This is a genomic window from Lactococcus muris (assembly GCF_042849115.1).
Taxonomy (GTDB): Bacteria; Bacillota; Bacilli; order Lactobacillales; family Streptococcaceae; genus Lactococcus; species Lactococcus muris.
The window spans coordinates 88,432-113,360 of sequence record NZ_BAAFQO010000004.1 but is presented as its reverse complement, the minus strand read 5'-3'; the positions used below and the strand labels follow the sequence as shown (position 1 = coordinate 113,360).

Annotated in this window: 19 protein-coding genes; all 19 read right to left on the bottom strand. The window is 40.8% G+C overall.

The genetic code is table 11. The annotated features are described in order from the left end of the window. Window positions 1–19: 19 nt before the first annotated feature. The 19 genes from ACGHCK_RS03750 to glyQ all read right to left on the bottom strand — a co-directional run bounded on the left by ACGHCK_RS03750 (window position 20) and on the right by glyQ (window position 24,927). On the bottom strand, window positions 20–796 hold the full coding sequence (locus tag ACGHCK_RS03750; RefSeq protein ID WP_251423017.1) for a hypothetical protein: 777 nt from the start codon (window positions 794–796) through the stop codon (window positions 20–22). A gap of 231 nt (window positions 797–1,027) precedes the next feature. Further along, on the bottom strand, window positions 1,028–1,195 hold the full coding sequence (locus ACGHCK_RS03745) for a hypothetical protein (protein ID WP_202231046.1): 168 nt from the start codon (window positions 1,193–1,195) through the stop codon (window positions 1,028–1,030). Window positions 1,196–1,212: 17 nt separating this feature from the next. Continuing rightward, complete coding sequence (gene obgE / locus ACGHCK_RS03740) at window positions 1,213–2,526, bottom strand: GTPase ObgE (RefSeq protein ID WP_251423014.1); 1,314 nt, start codon at window positions 2,524–2,526, stop codon at window positions 1,213–1,215. 481 nt (window positions 2,527–3,007) lie between these two features. Next, window positions 3,008–5,683, bottom strand: a complete 2,676-nt coding sequence (locus ACGHCK_RS03735) for a cation-translocating P-type ATPase (protein ID WP_202231048.1) — start codon at window positions 5,681–5,683, stop codon at window positions 3,008–3,010. Between the two features lie 420 nt (window positions 5,684–6,103). After that, window positions 6,104–6,439, bottom strand: coding sequence for a DUF2200 domain-containing protein (locus tag ACGHCK_RS03730; RefSeq protein ID WP_251423011.1), 336 nt, complete (start codon window positions 6,437–6,439; stop codon window positions 6,104–6,106). 61 nt (window positions 6,440–6,500) lie between these two features. Next, a complete protein-coding gene (locus ACGHCK_RS03725; protein ID WP_271328249.1) occupies window positions 6,501–7,391 on the bottom strand; it encodes an ROK family protein in 891 nt (296 codons plus the stop codon). Next, window positions 7,375–8,754: a glycoside hydrolase family 1 protein gene (locus ACGHCK_RS03720; protein WP_271328248.1), complete on the bottom strand. Its 1,380-nt coding sequence runs from the start codon at window positions 8,752–8,754 to the stop codon at window positions 7,375–7,377. Before ACGHCK_RS03720 ends, ACGHCK_RS03725 begins: the two co-directional genes overlap by 17 nt. Window positions 8,755–8,766: 12 nt before the next feature. Beyond that, window positions 8,767–9,564: a MurR/RpiR family transcriptional regulator gene (locus tag ACGHCK_RS03715; protein ID WP_202231052.1), complete on the bottom strand. Its 798-nt coding sequence runs from the start codon at window positions 9,562–9,564 to the stop codon at window positions 8,767–8,769. 9 nt (window positions 9,565–9,573) lie between these two features. Further along, window positions 9,574–12,192: a glycoside hydrolase family 38 N-terminal domain-containing protein gene (locus ACGHCK_RS03710; protein WP_251423000.1), complete on the bottom strand. Its 2,619-nt coding sequence runs from the start codon at window positions 12,190–12,192 to the stop codon at window positions 9,574–9,576. Window positions 12,193–12,249: 57 nt separating this feature from the next. Next, on the bottom strand, window positions 12,250–12,702 hold the full coding sequence (locus ACGHCK_RS03705; RefSeq protein WP_251422997.1) for a PTS sugar transporter subunit IIA: 453 nt from the start codon (window positions 12,700–12,702) through the stop codon (window positions 12,250–12,252). Between the two features lie 14 nt (window positions 12,703–12,716). Continuing rightward, window positions 12,717–14,210, bottom strand: a complete 1,494-nt coding sequence (locus ACGHCK_RS03700) for a PTS fructose transporter subunit IIC (protein WP_251422994.1) — start codon at window positions 14,208–14,210, stop codon at window positions 12,717–12,719. A gap of 194 nt (window positions 14,211–14,404) precedes the next feature. Next, window positions 14,405–15,142 carry an MIP/aquaporin family protein gene (locus ACGHCK_RS03695; protein WP_251422991.1) on the bottom strand — a complete coding sequence of 246 codons (738 nt, stop codon included), beginning with the start codon at window positions 15,140–15,142 and terminating at the stop codon, window positions 14,405–14,407. Window positions 15,143–15,192: 50 nt separating this feature from the next. Further along, window positions 15,193–17,022, bottom strand: coding sequence for a type 1 glycerol-3-phosphate oxidase (glpO, locus tag ACGHCK_RS03690; protein WP_251422988.1), 1,830 nt, complete (start codon window positions 17,020–17,022; stop codon window positions 15,193–15,195). 41 nt (window positions 17,023–17,063) lie between these two features. After that, window positions 17,064–18,560 carry a glycerol kinase GlpK gene (glpK, locus tag ACGHCK_RS03685; RefSeq protein WP_251422985.1) on the bottom strand — a complete coding sequence of 499 codons (1,497 nt, stop codon included), beginning with the start codon at window positions 18,558–18,560 and terminating at the stop codon, window positions 17,064–17,066. Between the two features lie 123 nt (window positions 18,561–18,683). Beyond that, on the bottom strand, window positions 18,684–20,150 hold the full coding sequence (locus ACGHCK_RS03680) for a helix-turn-helix domain-containing protein (protein ID WP_202231058.1): 1,467 nt from the start codon (window positions 20,148–20,150) through the stop codon (window positions 18,684–18,686). Between the two features lie 157 nt (window positions 20,151–20,307). Then, window positions 20,308–21,519 carry a chloride channel protein gene (locus ACGHCK_RS03675; RefSeq protein ID WP_251422982.1) on the bottom strand — a complete coding sequence of 404 codons (1,212 nt, stop codon included), beginning with the start codon at window positions 21,517–21,519 and terminating at the stop codon, window positions 20,308–20,310. 156 nt (window positions 21,520–21,675) lie between these two features. Beyond that, a complete protein-coding gene (locus ACGHCK_RS03670; protein WP_202231060.1) occupies window positions 21,676–21,915 on the bottom strand; it encodes a DUF896 domain-containing protein in 240 nt (79 codons plus the stop codon). 10 nt (window positions 21,916–21,925) lie between these two features. After that, complete coding sequence (gene glyS / locus ACGHCK_RS03665; protein WP_251422979.1) at window positions 21,926–23,959, bottom strand: glycine--tRNA ligase subunit beta; 2,034 nt, start codon at window positions 23,957–23,959, stop codon at window positions 21,926–21,928. Continuing rightward, window positions 23,959–24,927 carry a glycine--tRNA ligase subunit alpha gene (glyQ, locus tag ACGHCK_RS03660; protein WP_271328247.1) on the bottom strand — a complete coding sequence of 323 codons (969 nt, stop codon included), beginning with the start codon at window positions 24,925–24,927 and terminating at the stop codon, window positions 23,959–23,961. The genes glyS and glyQ overlap by 1 nt, the downstream gene beginning before the upstream one ends. Window positions 24,928–24,929: the final 2 nt, after the last annotated feature.

Here is a 24,929-nt window from a genome sequence, read left to right as displayed (position 1 = left end):
TTTTTCTTCTACTACTTTGCTATTTGACCATACCTTCAGCTGCCATTCCAGGATCGGCAATCTTCGTTACACCATTTAAAAATGGCATGCCCCAGTCACTTGCATGAGCCGCTCCGTCAAACTCTTGCTCAAATTTTAAGTTATCGCCTGTTACTGCATTCCACAAGTTCCCCGCAGCCCATGCGCAGTTGCCAAGAGGAGAGTAAGCGCCCCTACTTGGCCAAAAAACATATACTCCCATCATCCGAGCGATAGCAACACTTTCCTCTGAGAGCTGTGGCATAATCGTCTTTTCGATATTTTCACAGCTTGTTTTGTCATCTCCAAGCGGCAAGGTCTTTTCAACCGCAAACTTTCTTCCCGCACTGTCATCTGTAAAGTATGAGCTTCCATTTTTCACCCATCCAAAGACCTCGTGAAAACCATAAGAAGTGTAATCACCAGGTTTATTACTATGGAAAACAACAATCCAAGTATGCCCTAGACTACCGCTCCCAAAGTAAGAAATAAGCATCTTTGTTACAGCCTTTGAACGATGTGCACTGTCTCCAACCGGATACTTTGCTGCTGCTTCATCTGCAAGCCTGACAATATCAGTTATATTCGTGCGTTCCGGTGTCCGATTGGTCCGTATACTGATTTGTGGATAGCTTACATTTGGATTTCCAGTAGGCTCATACTGACTTGTATCAATATCCAAAACTCCTGCTTTTACTGTCGTTGAAGCTGTCAAAGCTCCTAAAATACCAAAAGTAAAAGCGATGAGTACGATAGAAAATATTTTGTTTTTTCTCAAAAGATAACCTCCTTTAGTTCTTTCAGCTGAAAATATTTACTTCTACTTGGAATGTTACCCTAAATATCAGTGAAGTTCAATCACATAAAGTTTCTAGAAATACAAGTTCTCTTTTCCTAAAGAAGGAGTCGGAAGATGAGTATAAAAATTGTCTTGCTCTATCGTGCACTTTATTTTCTAAAATAATCTACAAAAAAAAGAGTGCTTCACTAGGCACTCTTTTTACTCATTTTATTCGTCTTCTTTTTTGTCTGCTTCTTGTGCAGCTTTGGAGAGACGGAGTTTTCCTGAAGGATTATATTTCTTAATCAAAGCATCAATCCGTTCATCTGTCCAAAACTCTGCGGAAGCGATAAACTCACCGTTTTCATCACGGTCAGAAATAATCTTGAAGCCCACATCAACCTCCCAAACTTTTAATCTACAAATTCAAACTCAAATTTCTCGATACGAACCAGATCACCATCACGCGCACCAGCAGCACGGAGTTCCTCATCCACTCCCATCGATCGAAGCTGCCGTGCGAACTTCATAACCGACTCGTCACGATCAAAGTTGGTCATCTTGAACAGTTTTTCAAGTTTGGCACCAGATAGACGCCAAGCGGCATCATCATCCCGTGAGATGCGGAAAGGTTGTTCTTCTTCTTCAAAACCATAATATGCTTCTTCACCGAGGAAGTCTTCATCTTCGTAAAGCAAAAATTCAGGGGTCTCGGCTAAAAGTTCACTTGTACGGGCTAAAAGAGCTTGCAAACCTGTTTTGGTTAGGCCAGACACCTCAAAAATCTGGGGCATTTCCTGACCTTCGGGTAGATTCTCCGCTAATTTCTTCTTAAAGTCCGCAAGAATTTCCGGCGCCTCTGGCATGTCCATTTTATTCGCCACAATCAGTTGCGGACGTTCAAGTAGACGAAGATTGTAACTTTCCAACTCCTTGTTAATGGTGACATAGTCCTCATAAGGATCACGCCCTTCAAGACCTGACATATCTAAGACATGCAGAAGGACACGTGTACGTTCAATATGACGAAGAAACTGAATCCCCAGACCTGCACCTGAGTGTGCTCCCTCAATCAATCCAGGCATATCGGCCATGACGAAGCTGTCCCCGTAACCAACCTGAACCATGCCAATATTTGGTGTAATTGTCGTGAAGTGGTAGGCGCCAATCTTTGGTCGTGCATTTGAGACAACACTTAAGAGCGTTGACTTACCAACTGATGGGAAACCTACTAAGCCCACATCAGCAAGGACACGTAATTCAAGCATGAGCCATTTTTGCTCACCGGGTTCACCATTTTCGGCAACTTCCGGTGCAGGATTGCGCGGTGTAGCAAAGCGGATATTTCCTCGCCCTCCGCGACCACCTTTTGCCACGACAAATTCCTGCCCCTGTTCAACCAAGTCAACAATGACTTGACCTGTTTCATTATCTTTCACTGTCGTGCCCTGCGGTACTTTGACAACCAAATCTTCTGCACCGCGACCGTGCATCCCCTTGTTCATCCCTTTTTCCCCAGATTTTGCACGAAAAATACGATTGTATTTAAAATCCATCAGTGTTGACAAACCTTCATCAACACGGAAGATGATGTCACCACCGCGACCGCCATCGCCACCAGCAGGGCCTCCATCTGGTACGTATTTTTCACGACGGAAAGCAACTGCACCATCACCGCCCTTACCCGCTCTGACTTCGATTTTAGCTGTATCTAAAAATAAGCTCATTTTTTATTTTTCCTATTTCTTCCTAAAACACCTGCACTTCTCTTGGGTAATCTTTTGCCCTCTCTTGCAGTCTGTCTCTCTTGCTTTTTTCTGAAAACTTACTTTCTCTCACTCTATTTTCTTCTCAAAATAGAGCCCTGAGCTTTCTCATTTTACCACATTTCATAAATTATCTCAAAAAGAGACTTTTGGAATATGTGATATTTTGGGGGCGAGTTCTGCAGTATTTTTTTACTTCAATTGTTTTGAAAAGATAGGAAGCCAGCTTCTGCTCTCCCTTAGTTTCTCAACTCATAACTTATGATCCAAGAGCCTCATCGATTTTTACAAATTTTTTAGTCAAGTAAGCCAAAGGCTTCAATGAAGTTTCAGGGGATGAAAAAACCTCTCAGCTACAGATGACAAAGTCCATAGCTGGGAGGTTCTCCCTCTCTTAAAAGTTCCTCATACTCACTGTTTAAACAAAAGAGGAGACATGCTTTTATCCTAATTTATTAACACTTACTTTAGCTTTTTTCTGACTGATGAAAACGCGCAGGGCTTTAATGATTTCCATCATGAGCAGAGCTGCCAGAGCAAGACCTGCCGCCAACAACCAGTAGTGCATGTCAAAGTTTGCAGGAATGCTAAAGAATTCACGTGTGAAAGGTAAAGTGGTCAGGCTATAAAGTCCTAAACAGAAGACCACTGCTCCCAAAACGTATTTGTTTGAGAAGAGTCCCAGAGACAGGATAGTTTGAGAGTTTGAACGCGCTGTAAATGTTTGTAAGCTACGTGCCAAGATTAGTGTCGTAAAGGCCATTGCAACACCTAACTCATCTGAAACCTGCATCCCAATATATTGTGAAATAATCGCTGCAATACCAATCAGAGTTCCACGAACAGCGACACTGGCCATCAAACCACCTTCAAAGATTCCCTCATCAGAAGGACGCGGTTTTTTATTCATCACATTTGGTTCTGCTTTTTCCATTCCCAAAGCTATAGCTGGCACTGAGTCATTGACCAAGTTGATAAAGAGCAATTGTAGAGCAGTAAATGGACTTGCCCAGTTCATGACGAGGGCAAAGACAATCGTGATAATTGCTCCCAAGTTACCAGAGAAAAGATAACCGATAGATTTTTTGATATTGTCATAAACTGTACGACCAACAGCGACTGCATTAACAATCGATACAAAGTTGTCGTCTGTCAGAATCATTGCAGATGCATCCTTAGCAACGTCAGTACCTGACCCCATAGCAATACCGATATTGGCTTGTTTTAAGGCTGGCGCATCATTAACACCATCACCTGTCATAGCTGTAACATGAGACTTTTTCTGCCAAGCACGTACGATACGTATTTTATTTTCTGGTGATACTCGCGCATAGACCGAAATTTTCGCCAGTTTATCATCCAGCTCCTGCTCTGACATAGCATCTAACTCTTGACCGGTCACCGCAATATCGTTCTCACCAAAGAGTCCTATCTCTTGCCCAATGGCACGTGCTGTTGTTTTGTGGTCACCTGTAATCATGACAGTACGGATGCCGGCTTTTTTCGCTTCAGCTATCGAAGCATATACAGCTTCACGTGGTGGGTCAATCATGGCTGTTAAACCAATCAAGATAAGGTCGTTCTCATCTTCCAGATCTAAAACTTCTTTATCCTGTCCCAAAGGTTTGTAGGCATAAGCCAATACGCGGAGGGCTTTGTTACTAAAAGCTTCGTTTTCTTTTTGGAAATTCGCTTTGAGTTCATCCGTAAATTCTTGAACCTGACCATTGATAAGCACCTTGCTGCAACGGGCAAACATAACGTCTGGCCCCCCCTTTGTCAACATGATTTTTTCATCATCAATAAGATTGATCGTGGACATGAGTTTACGATCCGAATCAAATGGAAGTTCTGCCAAACGTGGGTAAGCGTCACGCAGTTCCTGATAAGGCTTCCCGACTTTATTACTAAAGGCAATAAGCGCCACCTCGGTTGGGTCGCCCAACTCTTGACCCTCTTCATTTATATTTGAATCGTTACAAAGTACAGCCGCTTGTACGAGAAGTGCTTCGTCATTTCTCCAAGAATCAGGCTGAGCTGGAAAACTTTCTTCTTTGCCGCTCGGCAAAAAGTAGTCAACAACGGTCATCTTGTTTTGTGTCAATGTTCCCGTTTTATCCGTACAGATAACACTTGTTGAACCTAAAGTTTCAACAGCTGGTAGCTTACGAATAATGGCATGTTGCTTGGCCATCTTGTTCGTGCCAACTGAAAGGACAATCGTCACAATAGATGAAAGTGCTTCTGGAATTGCGGCAACCGCAACTGCAACCGCAAACATAAAGGCATCTAGCATCTTCACCTCAATATTTGCACCGTCACCAGCAAAGAAGATGCGGGCAGCTTGTATCCCAAAGATAGCTACTGAAAGAATTAAGATAGCAATACCCAATTGCTTACTGAATTTCTCCAATTTCTGCTGCAAGGGAGTTTGCTTATCTTCAGCAGTTTCAAGCAGGGTCGCAATCTTACCGATTTCTGTCTGGCTTCCTGTACCTGTAACGACAAATTCACCACGACCATATACCGTGAGTGCGCCACTGTAAAGCATGTTCTTACGGTCACCTAAAGGAAGTTCTCCCTCAAGGGCTTCATCTGTTTTCTCAACAGCTTCAGACTCCCCTGTAAGCATTCCTTCTTCAACACGCAAACTCTTACAGGTCAAGATACGCCCATCTGCAGGCACAAAGTCTCCTGCTTCAAGTAGAACAAGGTCTCCAACAACTAATTCACGTGCAGGAATAGTAATTTTCTCTCCAGAACGTAAAACTTTAGCATTTGGAGCAGAGATTTGCTTCAAGGCGTCCAGTGAACTTTCCGCCTTTTTCGTCTGAATGACCGTCACAATCGAACTAATCAGTACTACACCTAGGATGATAATGGCTTCAACCACCTCTCCTAAGGCGAGCTGGACAATCGTTACAATCAATAAGACGATGACCATCGGGTCTTTAAAGGTATCAAGGAAGACTTTCCAAGTGGGAACCTTGTCTTTGCTCTTAAGTTCATTAAAACCATCACGTGCTTGTCTTTCTTTGACTTGCTGCTCCGTCAGCCCTTCAGCTGAAGCTTGCACCTCTTCAAGGACAAGGTCAGTTTCTTTGTTGTAGAATTCCATTCTAACTCCTTTTTACAATATTTGAATATGAGGGTCAGTCAGACAACAGTATTAGCTTCTTCAGAGGAAATAAGAGGTACATTTTGTGAAGTTAAAAGTCAAAAAATGATAATTTTTGGCTAATAAAACGCGCCGGCAATTCCTGTGAGAACTATCATCCTGTATCAGCTAAGAGCTGCGTATCAAAAAGACCCCTGCCAAATCTGGCAAAGGTCTTGCTAAACATGCCGTATCCATGTCAACAAAGCCGGTGAGAAAAGGCTCACGAAATGACGACTTTGTTTCGGCTTCCGCCGACGCTACTCCCCTTTGGGAACTCATATTCATTAATGTTCCTCTATGATAACAAATTCCTTCACCAAATGCAAGAGTGACATTTACAAAATCATATAAAATGAATGAACGATAGTTTGTCTCCGTTTATAGTCTTTTTATTTTTTCCAAGCTTTTTCCTTTGGCGAGTTCATCCACTACCTTATCCATGTAGCGTAGCTTCTTCATGAAGTTGTCTTCAATTTCTTCTACACGAACACCGCAAATCACCCCAGTGATAAGAGGCGCATTGTCATTAAAGGCTTGATTTTCAATCAATTGCCCCAAGCTTCCCGCGAGCTGGCTGGGATTCGTGTATCCTGTCAACCAAGTCAAAATCTCATCCAGTTCTTCTTTTGTGCGTCCTTTTTTCTCTACTTTCTCCAAGTATAGTGGATAAACGGTTTCAAATTTCATCTGTTTTACACGATCAGTGCTTGCCATATTCTTTACCTCTACAAAGCCTTTTCTTTTAAGTATATAGAGTGCTGGTTTTTTTGTCAAATCATCTCTGAGCTTTTGGGAAAACAGTGTAAAAATTTAAAGCCGCCCCAATCAGATTTGCATGGTTCATGTATCGACAACGTTCTACTCTTGGCAAGATATGGACTATATCGTACCTCTGAAGACGTTCTGCTAATTTTTTCTGGAGGATTTCTGGCAAATCTTTCCGCGCTGACATTCCCCCACCAATGATAATTGTATCTGGATCAAGCGAAACTTGGATATTATATAAATAATCAGAAATAATCTCCAGCATATTTTCGATAAGTAAAGTAGCTTGGAGATTTTTTTGATCCATTAAGTCGTACAGTTCCTTACCTGAAATTTTCTGGCCTGTCTCTTTGGAATAAGTTTCCGCAGCTTTAACCAAAGGTCCGGTTTCGCTAAAAGTTTTATGCTTCGTGTTTTTCATCAAACCGAACTCGCCCGCAAAAAGATGCGCACCTTTATAAAGCTTGCGGTTAATGAAGATAGCTCCACCTACTCCTGTACCTATGACCAAAAAAACAGCATTCTGGGCTTCTTTTCCTGCACCATAATCAATTTCACAAATCCCTGCACAATTGGCATCATTTTCGATAGCCACCGGCAAGTCAAAGCATTGTTCAATTTCATCAAATATAGGACGATTGTGCAGATAGGGTACGGCGCTGATTCCTTCAATCCTTCTTTTCGCTGTATTGACAGCGCCTGGAGACGATATCGCTATGCCCTTAAGCTGTGGATAATCTTTGATGATACTGCCCATTTTCGCAGTAAGCATTTCGAAGCTTTGAGGTGTTTTAAAAGAAGCATTATTCAGGATTTTTTCTCCATCCCATAGACCGTACTTTACTGCTGTTCCGCCAATATCAAAAACGGCAAGATTCTGTCCATTATTCTTCATATCCATTTCGCTCACTTAATTTCTTATACCAAAGTCCGCTCTTTTTCACGGTACGTTTATAATCCTCTTCCAAATCAACCCGATAAAAACCATAGCGGTTGCGATAGCCATTCAACCAAGACCAACAATCAATAAAGGTCCAAGTATGGTAACCAAAGCAATTACTTCCTTCTTCAATCGCTTGATGAAGGTAACTGAGATGCTCCTTCATAAACTCAATGCGATAATCATCTTGGATCATGCCTGAATCATCCATAAACCGCTCCTCATCAGCTACACCCATGCCATTTTCACTGACAAACCAAGGAAGATTATGATAGTCCTTTTTCATCATCATCGCTACATCATAAATGGCTTGCGGGTAAATCTCCCAGCCACGATAAGGATTAATTTTCTTTTCAGGCCAATCATAAGGTTGGTAAAAATCATCTAAGGTTTTGGCGGGGAAGCTCGCTTTCTCAGGTGCTTGAACGCGACTCGGTTGGTAATAATTTAAACCGATAAAGTCTACCGTATTCGCTGCTACATCTTTTTCATCTTCTGGCAATGTTTCAGGTAAGAGTTGGTTATTTTTGAGAAGTTCAACCAAATCGCTGTTGTGTTTTCCAAGCACCGCAGGATCAAGAAAGCTTTTTATATTGACTAAATCAGCGGCTTTTTTAGCTTTTAAGTCTGCTGCTGACTGACTGCGCGCATAGCTCGGAGATACATTCAGAATAATACCGATGGATCCTTGCGGCATAAGTTTTCTAAAGGTTTGAACAGCTTTTACGTGTGCCATTAAGGTATGATAAGCCACTTGAACAGCTTTTTTGATATCTACAATTGCAGGATAATGAAAGCCTTGTAAATAACCACACTCCACATGAACCATTGGTTCATTGAAAGTCGTCCAATCATGGACTAAATCACCAAAGCATTCAAAAGCTTTTTGGGCATAAAAACGAAAAGCCTCAACAGACTCTCGTGTTTCCCAACCTCCCTTATCCATCAACCACATGGGCATATCAAAATGATAAAGGTTAATTATTGGCTTGACACCATTTTCTTTCATCTTTGTAAAATAATCTCTATAAAAATCAACCGCCTGAGGGTTGAGCGTTTTACCGTCAGGAAGTAGTCGTGTCCATTGGATAGAGGTACGAATCGAATTAAGCCCGATAGCTTTCATCCGTTGGCAATCCTCTGCGTAATCTTCGTAAAGATTAGAAGTTGTTTCCGGTCCTTGGTTTTCATTAAATCTTTCAGGGTTTTCTTTAAACCAGTAATCCCATGTAGAAGCAGATTTACCCTCTTTTAGAGAATAACCTTCAGTTTGTGGGCCGGATAAAGCTGAGCCCCACAAAAATCCTTCAGGGAATTTTTTCATATTTTAACCTTCTTATTTTTTATTTTTATGTAAAATTTCTTCAGATTTCATCCATTTCTTTACAGAATCAGAAAACAGGTGAAGATAACGTTCGTAAAGTATGTCTAATTGAATCAAAATCGGAATTTGTGGTGAGATATTACCGATAGATTCTTCATGTGTTAAGCCCGCTGAAATTAGTGTAATATCTGCTTGTTTAATCAAATCAGAATTAGGATTGGAAGTAATCAGTGCTATCGGAATATTTTTTTCCTTTGTTATGGTCATCGCTTCAAGAAGGTTGCTGTCTATTCCTCTCAAGGATGCCACGAGTATCATTTCACCCTCACGGGCAAATTCTGCTGACATTAAGATTGACTTTTCTTCTGAAATGACACGGACATACTTGCCAAAACGTGAAAATTTGAATGAAAAGTCAGCTCCTGTATAACTGTTAAAGCCCTTTCCAAAAAAATGAATGATGTTATGATCTTTTATTAAAGCGCACAGCTTGTCCACTTCCACCTCAGAATAAGCATTGTCACTTCGTGTGGCTAAGGCGTGATAAATAGCTGTCACTGCTGATGAAATCGACGGCTCTTCTTTTTTATCCAAGGAAAGGTTGTATAAAAACATGAGTTCCTTGTAATTATCCAAGCCTATCTTTTTACAAAAGCGGGTAATCGATGCCTTTGATACAGCTAGTGTTTGTGCCAATTTATCTATATTCAGCGGTGCCTTTTTACTGATAAAATAGTTGGCTATGATTTCCTCGACATAGGTTAATTCCAAACGGTGCGATTCAATTAATATGAAAATATCTTCCTTCATGATTTTTCCTCAATCTATGAAATGAACAGTTTTAATCTGTCCTGCTCTAAAATCTCCCAGATTAATTTTACTATTTTTTTGTCGTTCGGTCAGCGCGATTCCCTTCAGGTCCACAAACTCATAGCGAAGCTCCTGCTCTGACAGAATAAAATTCTCACCCTGAACCGCTTGGGTACTTGGATTATACACCCGTAAATCCCAACCGCCGTAAAGCTTATTCTTACGGAGTGAACTAAAGACAAGGTCAGGCGCTTTCAAGCTGATATTCTGGGGACTGCAAATTTTTTCTTTCAAGGTATTTGACACAAAATATTTTAAAGTCGTTGTAAAAAGATTTAGACTCTGAATTTGATAGAAAGGCAGGGATAAAGCATAATCAAGGTAACTTTGAGCAAGCCGTGCTGGGTTATAATCCTGTTCTAAACTTATGGCAAATTTGAATGTTAATTTTTCCAGCAATTGGCTATCAGGTGTTGGGATGTACTTAAAAGCATTACCAGAAGCTACACCTGGCCTTCTGAGCAAATCAGGCCGTCCTAAAAATCCGACACTTCGAAAGAGAGTTAAAGCTAACTGACGGTGATTTTCCCCGATTAATTGATATTCTTTGATTCCTTTGGCAAAAACCGTCCAACTGTTTTTATCATCGTGAACATTAACCCATTTTAACATAGGATAAATAGCCGTTGGTTCTTCACGCCAGCCGATATCTTGCCAATCTTTCAAATGCGGATCTTCTGCTTCACGCTTCACTGTACCAAAAGGCGTATCTGTGTAAGAATATTGATGAGCAAAAGGAAGATTGATGATTGCACGCATACGATGGTCCAGCGCTTGATTATCTATCGTCAAATGGCATTCGAGATGCTTGCTCCCTTTTTTTAAGGTAATTTTTAATTCGTAGTCTTGTGTTTGTTGGCAAATGCCTTCTGCCCGTTCTTTCAAATCCTTGGGAAGGTCCCAAGTACCAGTCAAAATCAGCTCTTGATAATGTTCCCCACAAAAAGCTTTTCGCTTACTTCCCGTAAGTGTCAAATCAAAGACACGATCTGCATGAGCTGGCGAGTAATCGTAAGTATCACCTTCATCACCGCCATCTTCAAAAGATAAGATGTTGTCATAACTTTGCTGCATTTTCTTATCAAATAAATGAAGCTGTCCTTTTTTATAGCTCAGCTTGTAGTAATCATTTTCAATATAATCTTGCTTGTCTTCGCTGATGACCATGCTTGACTGTTGACTTTCTTCAACGAAGTAATTCACAAAACTAAGCGCAGGAACCGTAACTTCTACAGCCAGTTCATGAATATAATAATATTTATACGGATCTTGAGCGGCTTCTTCGCGTCTGATTTCACCAGAATATTCTTTATTTCTTGCCAAAACATCAAAACTGAGCGCTTCCCCTGCTGTATTTTTCAGTTGGATATCTTCAAACTCAGTAGAGACATTAATTTTTACCGTTTTAGTTACTTCCCAAGGTAGGGTATTAAAAATGCTGACTTGATGGTCACAAACTTTTTTCTGTGACTCACTGATTTTTCTGGTCAAGTAGTCGACTATGGAATAAGAAAGTTGGTCTGCCTCGATAAAGCGTTCACGAATAATTCGATTGGTTTTATCGCTATTACAGCCGCCCGCACTGTCGTGAGCTTGATTTTTTGCCAGTAGTTTCCAGATTCTGTCAATTAAGCCCTGCTTGTTAGCAATACCAAGTTTTTCAGCCATGAGAACGAGCGGTTCTACCTGATAAATCATTCGTCTTTCCAGCTTATCATTCAAATACTTATGGTCGTAACGTGAAGAATAAATCGAGCGATGGATTTTCGAGACTGAGCTGGAGATAAATTCCCCTTCAATTGTGGTCAGTTCCTCTTTTTCGAGTTCGGAGAACAGCTCCTCATAGTTGCTTTCTTTTAACTCATAGTCACTCAGTTTCTGGTTGTAAAAATTAATCCGCTCACGCAGGTTAAAGTCTACATAACGCTGGTCTCCTCCTACAGGTAAGACAAGATGTTGCCCCACAGCACCGTCGTCAATCTGTGTCATAAGTTCTTGGGTTTGGTCACTATGAATAAGTCCAACGCCGACAAAATAACCATCCTTAATATTTGCGGCTAAAACTTTTGAACCATCTTCAGCTTGCCAATAAAATTCGCGGTCCCTTGTTTTTTCCTGCGGCAATCCACGCCAAAAGACTGTACGATCAATTCCTAACCCTTGATATATCTTAGGCATATCTTTGCTCTGACCGAAAGAGTCTGGCAGGTAACCGATATTCATATAACCACCCAGTTCTTCTGCTAATTCCATTCCCAGAGTCAAATTTCTCACTATTGACTCGCCACTTATGATGAGTTCATCTGTTTGAGTATACCATGGACCAATCCAGAGTTTTCCAGCTTGAACCAGCTTTTTGAGTCGTGTTTTTTGTTCAGGGAAACTTTGGAGGTAGTCATCCAAAATGCTCATTTGCCCATCGAGGAGATAATAAGAAATTTCATTATTCTCCAAAGCGCTCATTACTTCATCCAAATGATAAGCCAACTGGACGAAAGATTCATTATGAGTAAAATACCATTCTAAATCCCAGTGTGTATGATGAATGACGTGTACTTTTTTCTTCATTTTTACTTCCTTATTCATTTTTTCAAAAGGCCAAATCAAGATGATTTGACCTTTGAGTTAAAAATCAATTTTATCTATAACGGCAGTCAGATTATTCGGGTCTTTCTCTGATAAAATATCTTCACGAAATTGATCATCGATTAGTTTTCGAGCGATTAAGCTCAGCAACTTCAAGTGCTCAGTCGCACCTTCCTCAGGAATCGTAAGTGCCAGAGCGACTTTTACGGGTTTGCCGTCTAAAGCATTCCAAGGAATTTCATTGGCAAATCTAACGAAAAACATGCCCGGCTTTAAGTTCGTTTTATCTTTACAATGAGGAATGGCGATATGGTCTTTAAAGCCTGTTGTTGCTTCTGCTTCTCGCTGTTTTAGGCCTTCAAAATATTCGGCTTCATTGCCCACAAAGCCCAGAGAATGTGCAAACTGTGCAATAACTGCAAAGGCTTCTTCCTGTGTACGTGCGTTTGCATCGAAAAGGATATGTTCTTGATTAAAAACTTCTTTGTTCATCTTTATTCACTTTCTTATTTTGCTTTAACTTTTACTGGTTTTTTGAATTCAATACCTCGTGTAAATCCAATCAATAATGCGGTGGTCAAAATACCTGCACATACGCACAAAATCCATGTTACAAAAGGAATCGGTTGCTCAATATAACCAATAAAGGTCCCCAGAGGTGAGCCGATACCGCCATAAAATTTCGAACCGGTAGCTGAGATAAGTCCACCTGCAACAGCTGAACCTACAACGTTTGAGAAAATCATTCGTACAGGATGTGCTGCCACAAATGGAATAGCTCCTTCAGTGACACCGACAATCCCCATACCGAAGGCTGCACTGGCAGCAATTTTTTCATCTTTTGAAAATTTATTTTTAAATAATATCGTAGCCAACCATACACCTAAGGGAGCTACCGAAATCGCTGCTTGTGTTGCTGTACCGGGTACAAAGTTTGCACCTTCAATACCATATTTTGTCATTGTATCGGTAAATATTGCTGTCCCAAACACCAAAGCCGTTTTATTGATTGGTCCACCCAAGTCAAACCCAATCATTGCGCCACAAATGGCTCCGATAATGATTGGTGCACCTGCGAAATTATTATTTAAGTTGGTTAACCCATCATACATAGCATCCATCCCCACTGAGATTGGATTCCCGATGATATAAAGCACAATCAAGCTGATAACTGCTGTTGCAATAAAGGGAATAATCATAATTGGCACGATTGGCATAACAAATTTAGGCCATTTTATTTTTTTCAATCCTTTGACCATATAGCCAACAATGAAAGCTACAATAATAGCACCAATAAAACCTCCACCTGCTTCAGTTCCTAAAAATTCTGGATCATTAACAAGATAAGCACCAATCATGGCAGGAGCTATTGCGGGTTTGTCTGCAATGGAATTTGCTACGAAACCAGCAAATAGTGGAATCATCAGTTTAAAACCCATCTGCCCAACATAAAAGAGTTTTTCCATAAGGAAGCCCATTTGTGTTGTATTGTCAAACCCCCACTTAACAATACGTCCTAGGTCGTCTCTTTGAAAGGCATAGAGATTGGCAATGGTAAGGAGAAGACCAGCAGCGATGACCATTGGCACCATATAAGAAATACCACTCATCACATGGGTCAGAAAAGTAACCTTATCTTTATCATTACCAATCTGAATATTCCCTACTTTACTTCCTTTCTTGCCAAAAACTTCAGCCTCAGCGAATGCTTTTTTTATTAAGGCTTCAGAATCTTCAATTGCCGGAATAGATTTTGTAACATAAAGCGGCTTACCTGTGAAACGAATCGGATCAATCTTAATGTCTGAGGCAACAAGCACAAGATCTGCGCTTTCGATCTCTTCTGGAGTTAAAACATTCTCTGCTCCAATAGCTCCATTGGTCTCTACTTTGACCTCATAGCCCATTTTTTTAGCCGCTTTTTCGATAGACTCGGCGGCCATATAAGTGTGCGCTATTCCAGCAGCACAGGCCGTAACGGCTACTATTTTTTTCGACATTTTGTTTCCTCCAAAATTTTTCTTTTAGTTTCGTTATATTTGTAATATAGCAGCTCTTATTTTCAAAAGCAAGGAAAAATAAAGCGTTTTCTTTATTTAGTTTTTATTCCCATAAACTGTAGGATTACTGGTACTTTTTTCATAAAAAAAGAGCTAGATCTATGTCTAACTCTACTTTTGTCTATTATTTCAATTTATTTACTTGTAAATTGAATAACCATGTTAAAGAGAAGGGCACCTAAGCTACCGCCAATGATTGGACCTACAACAGGAATCCATGCGTAAGACCAGTCAGAATCTCCTTTGCCCTTGATAGGTAAGATAGCGTGCATGATACGAGGGCCTAAGTCACGTGCTGGGTTCAAAGCGTAACCTGTTGTCGCACCGAGTGATAAACCAATTGCTGTGATAATCGCACCCACTAAGAGTGGCGAAACTCCAGAAGTTTGCGTAATGGTATACTGGCCAAAGGCAAGTATACCCGCCGTTAAGACTGCTGTTCCAACAATTTCACTGATCAAGTTTGAGGGGGTATGACGAATAGCTGGTCCTGTAGAAAAAGTTCCCAAGATATCTGCTTGATTTTTGGTTTCTGCATAGTGTGGATAGAACATCAGGTAAAGAATAACACTGGCTGCCATTGCACCAAGCATTTGCGCGATAATATAAGGTAAAACCAAGCTCCAGCTAAAGCTACCAATCATTGCCATTGCAATTGTAACTGCTGGGTTCAGGTGGGCAGGCGACATAAATCCGGAAATGTAACCCCCCATCATTACTGCAAAGCCCCAACCAAGTGTGATGGCAACCCAACCTGCACCTGTTGCTTTTGTCTTGCTCAGGACAACGCCTGAAACCACTCCGTTACCAAGAAGAATTAAGGTAAATGTTCCTAAAAATTCCCCAAGTAACTGTATCATTTCTGAGTGCATATTGACTCCTTTTTTTCTATTTTATTGAACAATGCTTCTTATGCGCATAGTTAGGCTTTCAAATCCGACAGGCTTGATTCACGAAGGGCCGCTTCCAAAGCTTTTTCTTGATTGGCCTTTTCTTCAGGAGACCACTCTAGGAAATTAGACATAGCATTTACCACATGAACTTTGATGGCGTCAACTCCCTCACTCATAAAGAGAATATGGTTGGTTCGACGCAGCAAGTAATCCACAGGTGTCAAGATCATCTCGTCTTCAAGTGCATAGCGTAAGCGCGCTGACTCTGCTAAAGAGAGTCCCTCATAAGCTGCCATTTCCGAAGCATAAGCAAATATTTTAAGTGCATTCATCCCATAAAAGTCTGCAATGTATTTTGCTTCATCTTCTGTGAGACCTGCTTCCACTCCCGCTTTCATATTTTCAGCAACAACTTCTTCTACTTTTCCTGGGTCAAATTCACCTCCGGAAATTTGATATTTTTTAGAGTCAATGGGCTCATATTTTAACCCAAAATCTTCTTCAAGAAGTTGGCAGATCAGCTTCATCGCACCAGCTGCCATTTTACGGTAGTCAGTGATTTTCCCACCTGCCAAGGTGATTAAGCCGTCGCTCTCGCGCTCAAGCGAGCTGCCACGAGATACGGATGAAGGCTCGCTTCCTTTTTCAGAAAGACTCGACTCCATATGATTCAAAAGATGCTCTACTTCTGCTTTTGTTGCTGTTTTATTTTTATAACGCAGTACAGCCTCAACAACAGCATTGAAACTGGTTTCGGAAACTGCACCGTTGTCACCACCATTATAGTCTGAGCCTGAATTTCCGCCTAATAATGGACGCAAGCCAGCCCATGAAGCTTCAATGTCATCAAGTGTAATATGTGCTTCAGGGTAACGGAAATTAATGACATCCAGAAGGTAGTCCACATCTTCTTGGGTCACTTTTGGATCGGTAAAGTCGCCATGATAATCCGTATCTGTCGTACCAAAATAGGTTTTATTTTCACGGGGAATAGCAAAGACCATACGTTTATCATGCTTGCCTGTATCAAAGTAAGTCGGTTGTGGCACAGGCAACTTGGCAGCATCAACCACGAGATGGACACCTTTTGTTGGACGCATTTTTGGTACGATTGGACGTGTAAAATTCAGATAACGAATCTTATCCACCCAAGGACCACTGGTATTAATAACCAACTTTGCCTCTACTTCGATGATTTCATCTGTCAATAGATCACGCGCACGTACACCAGAGATTTGGCCGTCTGTATAAAGAAAATCAATGACTTTCATCTTACTGATGGCTTGTGCACCATCTTCGACAGCTTTTTTAATATTATCAATAACCAAGCGCGCATCATTATTACGAAAATCAAGATAGACTCCTGCACCTTGCAGGCCTTTTTTCTTGATGAGCGGCTCACGGCGGAGCACTTCTTCTGGCGAAATGGTGTAGTTGGCATAGGGAGAATCTTCGTTTATACCCGCTAAACGGTCATACAAATCCATCGCTATTTTGACTGAAAACATGTCAAAGGTTGTTCTTCCCTCATCGTCATAAATGGGAAGAAGCATTGGATCAGGTTTTGGTATATGGGGCGCAATCCCTTGAACAACAGCTCGTTCAGAAACTGTATCGGAAACCACTTGTACATCAAAGTTTTTGAGGTAACGGATGCCCCCATGCACAAGTTTTGTTGAACGTGACGAGGTTCCTTCTGAAAAGTCCTGCATTTCAAGCACGGCAACTTTCATGCCAGCGGCTGCAGCTTGCAGAGTCAATCCTGCACCTGTTATGCCTCCCCCAATAACGAGTAAATCCAGTTCTTCCTCTTGAACTTTCCTGATTGCTTCTTGTCTTGTTTTTTTAGAAAAAGCCATTTCTATCTCTCCTTTTATCTCCCTGTGTCATCGTCTATCAGTTATTTAAAAGCACGTGTTGCATGCACAGCTTTCTTCCATCCTGCATAGAGTTCTTCCCTGCGTTCTTCCTGCATCTGTGTTTGGAAAATTTTACCTGGTTCGTAAGACTCCTTGAGTTCCTCAATATCTTTCCAGAAGCCAACCGCAAGCCCTGCTAAGAAGGCCGCACCAAGTGCGGTTGTTTCCAAGTCACCTGCACGCTGAATAGGGATATTTAAAATATCGGCTTGGAACTGCATCAAATATTCATTATTTGCTGCACCACCATCTACTTTGAGGAGAGATAGGTCAATGCCAGTATCTTCTTTCATAGTACCAACAACATCACGAACCTGATACGCAATACTCTGCAAGGTTGCTTTAACGATATCTTCTTTAGTTGTCCCTCGTGTCAGACCAAACATTGCACCACGTGCTTCTTGATCCCAGTAAGGGGCACCAAGACCAACAAAGGCGGGAACCACATAAACTTCATCTTTATTGGTAGATTGAAGTGCAACTTCTTCAGAATCACTTGCACGCTCCAGCATCTTTAAGCCGTCACGAAGCCATTGGATGGAAGAGCCTGCGACAAATATGCTGCCCTCCAGAGCATAATAAACCTTTCCATTGATACCATATCCAATGGTTGTCAGTAAGTTATTCTTAGAAATGTGCGGTTTTTCTCCTGTATTCATGACGATGAATGAACCTGTACCATAAGTGTTCTTGATCATGCCTGGTTCAAAGGCCATCTGACCAAAAAGTGCCGCCTGCTGGTCTCCAGCCATACCTGAAATCGGTACTTCTGAACCGAAGAAATGAAAGCCTTTAGTTACGCCGTAAACTTCAGAATTTGACTTGACTTCTGGAAGTAAGGCTGCAGGTATATTGAGGATATCTAAAATTTCTTCATCCCATTTTAACTCATGGATGTTGTAGAGCATGGTACGACTTGCATTGGAATAGTCTGTATAATGCGCTTCACCATCTGTTAATTTCCATAATATCCATGTATCAATCGTTCCAAAAAGGAGTTCCCCTCGCTCTGCACGCTCTTGTGCTCCCTCTACATGGTCAAGAATCCAGCGAATCTTGGTAGCTGAAAAGTAAGAGTCAACGATGAGTCCTGTTTTCTTATGAAAGAGTTCTTCATGTCCGGCTTCTTTAAGAGAGTTTGCGATATCAGCTGACTGGCGCGACTGCCAAACAATAGCATGATAGATAGGTTTTCCAGTTACTTTATCCCAAATGACTGTTGTTTCGCGCTGATTGGTTATACCTATTCCCGCAACTTGAACAGGTTTAATACCTGACTCAATGAAAGCACCTGCGATAACAGATTGGACCGAGTTCCAGATTTCATTTGCATCATGTTCCACCCAGCCTTCTTGCGGGAAATATTGTGTAAATTCTTTCTGGGAACTCCCGATATGCTTCCCTTTTTTATCAAATATAATAGCTCTTGAACTTGTAGTCCCTTGGTCAATTGCCATAATGTAAGAAGTTTCTGTCATTTTCTTTCTCCTTTGTAAACGCTTTCTATGTTTTATATTATAACATCTTTATGGTCTCCTATACTTTCATTTTTTATGGGAAACTTAAAAAAATTGAAAGTATACATAAAAAAACTAAAGCTATCAATTGAGAATAGCTTTAGTTTGAAGTTTTTCTATTTTCAGAGCTTCTATGTGTGTAATGAGCCGCTCAATATCATAATCCCCCGAAAATTCTGAAAGAACATAGACAAATTTTCGACTGTCATTTCTTTTGCTAGAAATAAGCAAATCATAGCTTTGTCCCTCATGATAGTGCTCCAGTTTTATCTTTTCAACCGCGCGGAGACGAATCTTCAAAAACTGTTCTAGGGGAATCTGGTAGGCCGGAGTATCCGACAAGTCGTAAGCCACAATAAGTTTTTGAGAGGATAAGAGTTCCAACAACATAAGGGCATTGCTATAGCCAAAAATTAATTCTGGGAGATCTTGTTCCTTGGGAATATAATGTAAAGCAATACGCTTTAAATCATCCAGTAGTTCTTGAAAACTTTTATCTACCCAATTTTGTTTGCGCAACATCAAAGATTCCTGACTTCTAGTAAAAAGACTGCCTTGGAAAAAAGAAAATTTATTATTGACCTGTGCAAGTTGATAGCTAATCGCTTTTTCTTCCTCAAAACCCAAGCGATTTGGGCGATAATGTTTCAGCATACGTTCTCTAAGAGAAATATTTAACAAAACTGTCGGAAGCTTCTTACTACGAAAGATATCAAACCGATAGTAACTTTCCTTGTCTAAGATAAAAAATGAAAGAAGGAAGCTGTAGAAAAAGATAGTTTCGCACTTGTCCTTAGCATAACTATCATAAATCTTTTGATAGAAAATCGAATCAAGCAACTGATACAGATGATCGTCTTGATAAATTACTTTGGTTTTCAAGGATTTTGTAACCTGAATATCACTTATCAATCGTCGCTTTTCAGCAATAGCTAACCAATGATAAATTTTATCCTGACTACTTTTTGAAAAACTGAGCTTCAAGGTTTCCTCCAGCTGTGTTACAAAGTCTGATTGTAGTTTTGTAACTTGTAGCATATCTGGTCGAAATTTCGGATTTATAGAGTCAAAAAGAAGATAGTAAAAGTATCGAATCTGACTTTCTTCTCCGACAAGCTTATTGTTTTTGACTTGTATTTCAAATTCAGCCAGTAGTTTGTTGAGTTCCTTTATTTTACGAAACAATGTTGACTCACTGATAAGTAATTCCTCAGCCAAATCGATAATCATGTAGTTTTTCTGCTCTAAAAACAGGAGAAGCAAACGATATTTTATACTGTCTTGAATTAAAAAACTGATGATTTCATCTAAACTCTGAGATTCTTCCATTTCCAGAATTACTTTATTGTCCTGTCTCAAAACCTTCATCGGCCTACCCATCATCTGCCCCAGATAGGCGATATCCTCCAAGTAACTTTCTATTGAAGGGCGTGATAAGCCTACCCAATCACTAAGCTCCTGAGCAGTGATTTTTTCATTTTTCAAAACCAACTGCCGAAGAATCTCAATCTGCACCTGCTCCTTTTTCTCCAGTAAAGCTTCAATATTCACAGTTGCTCCAATCTTTCTACAATTCGTACTTTTACCAATTCATGTCGTTCTTTAATTCTATTCTATCATTTCCCTCATTTTTGTTAGGTAAAAATGCTTACTTCCAGTAACTAATAGACAATAAAAAAAGAATAAGACAGCACGCCTTATTCTTCTTTTAGTCTTCTAAATTGAGTTTGCCCTGAGCATAGATTGAAGCATTTCCATTAAGTATGTAAGCGATTGTTACAAGCGGCAAAATATATGGAACCGAACCATAGCCAAAAACTTCTGCTGCTATAAATATCGAAGCAAAATAACTGTTTGTTGCCGCAGAAAAAACAGATACATAGCCTGCTGCTGCGATTAGACCAACAGGTAGACCCAAGAGTAGAGCCAAACTTGCACCCAGACTTGCACCGATAGCAAAGAGTGGCGTTACTTCTCCCCCTTGGAAACCAGCCGAAATACTTAAAACAGTAAAGAGCAATTTCAAAATCCAGTCATAACCATTGATAGGTTGACCGTTAAAACTCATCGAAATCAAATTTGTTCCCAAGCCCGCATAACGGTCTAAGTGAATAAAAATTAAACCCAAGCTCAGCATTAAACCTACGATTAAAATTCTGCGGTAAGGATTGCTGAGTTTAAGCATCATATAGCTTTTCATAAAGGACAAGCCTTGGGCAAACAGGCGACCAACTAAGCCAAAACATAGGGCCACCACCAAAAGCTTCAAAAGTGTAATTGCATCCATATTTAAGTCAGTATTGACCGCAAAGGAAAATTTTTCTAATCCCAAAGCATGGGAAGTTGTACTGGCAACATAGGAAGCAACTAGGGCTGGAAACAAAGCAATGTACTCTATCTTGCCCACCATCAATATCTCAATAGCAAAGAAAGTCGCAGCAATAGGGGTCTGAAACAAACCTGCAAAACCTGCAGCCATACCAGTAATTAAGAGAACTTTCTGCGCTTCTTTAGAAGCGAGTTTTCCACCTAAGGTATGTCCTATTGTTGCACCGATTTGTACAGCTACTCCTTCTCGGCCAACACTTGCTCCAAAGAGATGCGACAGCCATGTTGAAAAGATAATCAAGGGGACCAAGCGTTTGGGAATGTTTTCACGTCCTTTATTCCCTGCCTCAAAAATTAAACCCATACCTTTTTGACTTTCCTTGCCAAAATGCTGATAAGTATAAACAATCACGAGACCCGCCAATGCTAAAAAAGGAAGAAAATATAAGGGATGGGCATCACGTATCTCCGTGATAAAAAGCAAGCCCCGCCCAAACAAAGCATCCACTGTTCCAACAAGAAGACCTATGACAAGTGCCAAAACTGTATAGAAGATAGCCCATCTTGATATTCCAATTCTTACATTTTTCACTAAAAGTAATTCCCCTCACTCCTATGAAGTAGCTCTTGCGCCATCGATTAAAACCTGTACTTTTTTGATTGATGGCTGAAAAGACACTCAGCATTAGCGCCTTGGGCGCAATGATGCGTGTGTATTAAAAACAAGCCAAGCCCACATCCAGTATGTTTAGTCACGCATACCTTTCGCACGTTGAATATCTTTTAGTTTCTCTGGTGTGACATCTTTTCCTTCTTCATCCACCAGTTTTACAGATTCGACCTGTCCACGAAGATTTTCACGCACACTGTCAAGATAAATACGACGTAATTTTGCACGCTCTTCAGTTTCCGCTTCTGTTAAACCTTCTGCTTTGTGTTTACGGGCTAGTTCGTTGATACGTTCAATTTGTTCGTTTGTGATTGCCATAAAATTCTCCTTACTTTGTATTGATTAAACTAAAGTCAGCCATTGTCGCTGTGAGCGATGATAAGTCTGACAGTAAAGCCAAGCGATTGCTGCGTACTTTTTCATCTTCTGCCATAACCATAACCTTTTCAAAGAAATTGTTAATTGCGGGCACAGCTTTGTTAACCAAAAGGTCATATTTTTCTGCGGCAGATAGGGTAAACCATTGGGCTTTAAGCAACTCCGTCACTTCATAAAGTTCCTGCTCCACTTCATTTTCAAAAAGTTCTGAAACCACAGTTCCAGTATTTTCCACTTTTTTGGCCAAGTTAACGACACGTGAAATATTTTCGATAGCTGGTTTAAACTGCATATCGTCTTTATGGTCATTAAGCATCGGTGCAACTTCCATCATGCTTGCGATATCCATTGTGTCTGCTGCAATCGTTGCTTCAACGATATCATGACGAATTTTTTTATCCAAAAGAAGTTTTTGCACGCGACCTTTAAGGAAGTCAATCACTTGTTCCTTGTTCGCATAGTCAAGTGTAGCGATAAACTCAGTAAAGTTAAAGTGCCAATTGCATTTTTCAATGATACGTGTCAAGCCTTGTGCTGCGCGTCGAAGGGCATAAGGATCGTTTGAGCCTGAGGGGATTAAACCAGCGCTAAAGAATGAAAGAATGCTGTCGATTTTATCCGCAGCTGCTAAGACACTACCTACAGCAGTACTTGGTAACTCTCCTTCTGCTGAAACTGGCATGTAGTGCTCACGAATAGCAGCAGCTACATTTGCATTTTCACCTGCTAAGAGGGCGTATTTTTCACCCATCACACCTTGAAGCTCATCAAATTCGCCAACCATGCCTGTCAAAAGGTCAAATTTGTAAATATCTGCTGCACGTGCCACATCTGCCTTCTCAGTTTCTGTCAGTTGAGCGATGTCTGCCAAGTGTGCAGCAATCTTTTTGGTGCGCGCCATGTGTTCCGTAATGGATCCAATCTTAGCGTGGAAAGTGACATTTTCGAGTTTTTTCACCAGATCTGTAATGTTTAACTTTTGATCTTCCTTCCAGAAAAATTCGGCATCCTCCAAACGAGCAACTAAAACTTTTTCATTTCCCAAAATAACATTTTCCATGCCTTCTGCATTGCCATTACGGACAGAGATAAAGTGAGGAGCCAGCTTGCCTTCTGCAGTATAAACTTCAAAATAGCGTTGATTATCACGCATCGAAGTCACCAAAACTTCTTCCGGAACTGACAGATATTTTTCATCAAAGCTTCCCACGAAAGCTGTAGGGTATTCTACCAGATTATTAACTTCTTCAAGAAGTTCAACATGTTTTTCGTCCGAAAATTCAACTGTCCAGTTGTTTTCAATGGCTATTTCTTTGATTTGTTTGCTGATCTCTGCTTTACGTGCTCCGGCATCAACCATGACAAAGTTGGCCTTCAAAACTTCTGCATAATCCGTAGCTTTTTCAATGGTAATTTCTTGGTTTGAAAGGAAACGATGTCCACGTGTTGTGTTTCCAGCAGTCACATCAAGAAGTTCAAAAAGAACCACTTCTGAATCCAATAAAGAAACCATCCATTGAATAGGACGTACAAAGAGGAAGCTATTATTTCCCCATTTCATATAAGTTTTAAACTGCATCTTGCTGATGACTTCAGCGCCAACTTTTGCTAAAATCTCCTGTGCTGCTACACCAGCAATATGCTTGTTTGCAAAATAATAATCGCCTTTAAGCACCAAATCATCTGGTGTCAAACCTTGACCACGGGAGAAGCCTTGGATAGCCTTAGACCAGTTTCCTTCTGCATCTTTAGCAATTTTAGCAGAAGGTCCTTTGACTTCTTCATCCATGGCTTCTGAGCTTTCAGCAAGTCCTTCCACCAAGACAGCCAAACGACGTGGTGTTGAGAATTTACGGATAAGGTCAAAGTTCAAGCGATTTTCATTCAAAAAATCTGAAAGGCGTTCTGCCAATTGGTTAATCGCAGGCGTTACCAAGTGAGCCGGCATTTCTTCCAAGCCGATTTCGAGTAAGTAATTTGCCATTATTTTTCCTCCTGTTCTTCTGCCAATTGTTCTAGAATTTTTGTATATTTCCCTTTTTCGCCCAGATATTTATCGCGTAAAACTTCGTCTTTCAAGAGAGGAAAACCGAGCTTTGCACGTTCTTCAATAAATGTTTTTGCGACTTTACGTGCCATTGTACGCACCCGGTGCAAGTAGCCGGCACGTTCTGTTACAGAAACAGCACCACGTGCATCCAAAAGGTTAAAGGTATGAGAACTCTTCAAGATGAAATCATAAGCAGGATGAACCAAACCTAAATCCAGCAGCTTATGCGCTTCTGCCTCGTACTGATTAAAGAGGTCCAAAAGCATCTCTTGATTGGAAACTTCAAAGGCAAATTTTGAGTGTTCATATTCGGGTTCTTTGAAGATATCACCGTAAAGAACGCCATTTCCCCATTCAAGATCGTATACACTGTCTACTTCTTGAATGGCTGTAGCTAGGCGCTCCAAACCATAAGTGATTTCTGCAGTAACTGAGTCTACTTCGATACCTCCAACTTGTTGGAAGTATGTAAATTGCGTACACTCTTGACCATCAATCCAGACCTCCCAGCCGATGCCGGCACATCCCATTGAAGGATTTTCCCAGTTGTCTTCAACAAAACGAATGTCATGCTCTAGTGCATCGATACCCAGCGCGGCTAAACTTTCCAAATAAAGTTCTTGGATATTTTTGGGTGAAGGTTTCATGACCACTTGAAACTGATGGTGCTGGAAAAGACGGTTGGGGTTTTCTCCGTAACGACCATCAGCTGGACGTCGTGAAGGCTGCACATAGGCTGCTGCCCAAGGTTCTGGACCGTTTGAACGTAAGAAAGTGTATGGACTCATCGTTCCTGCCCCTACCTCATCGTCATAAGCTTGCATTAAGTTTGCACCTTGCTTGGACCAAAAAGCTTGCAAAGTCAGAATCATATCTTGAAATGATAATTTATTGTTTGACATTC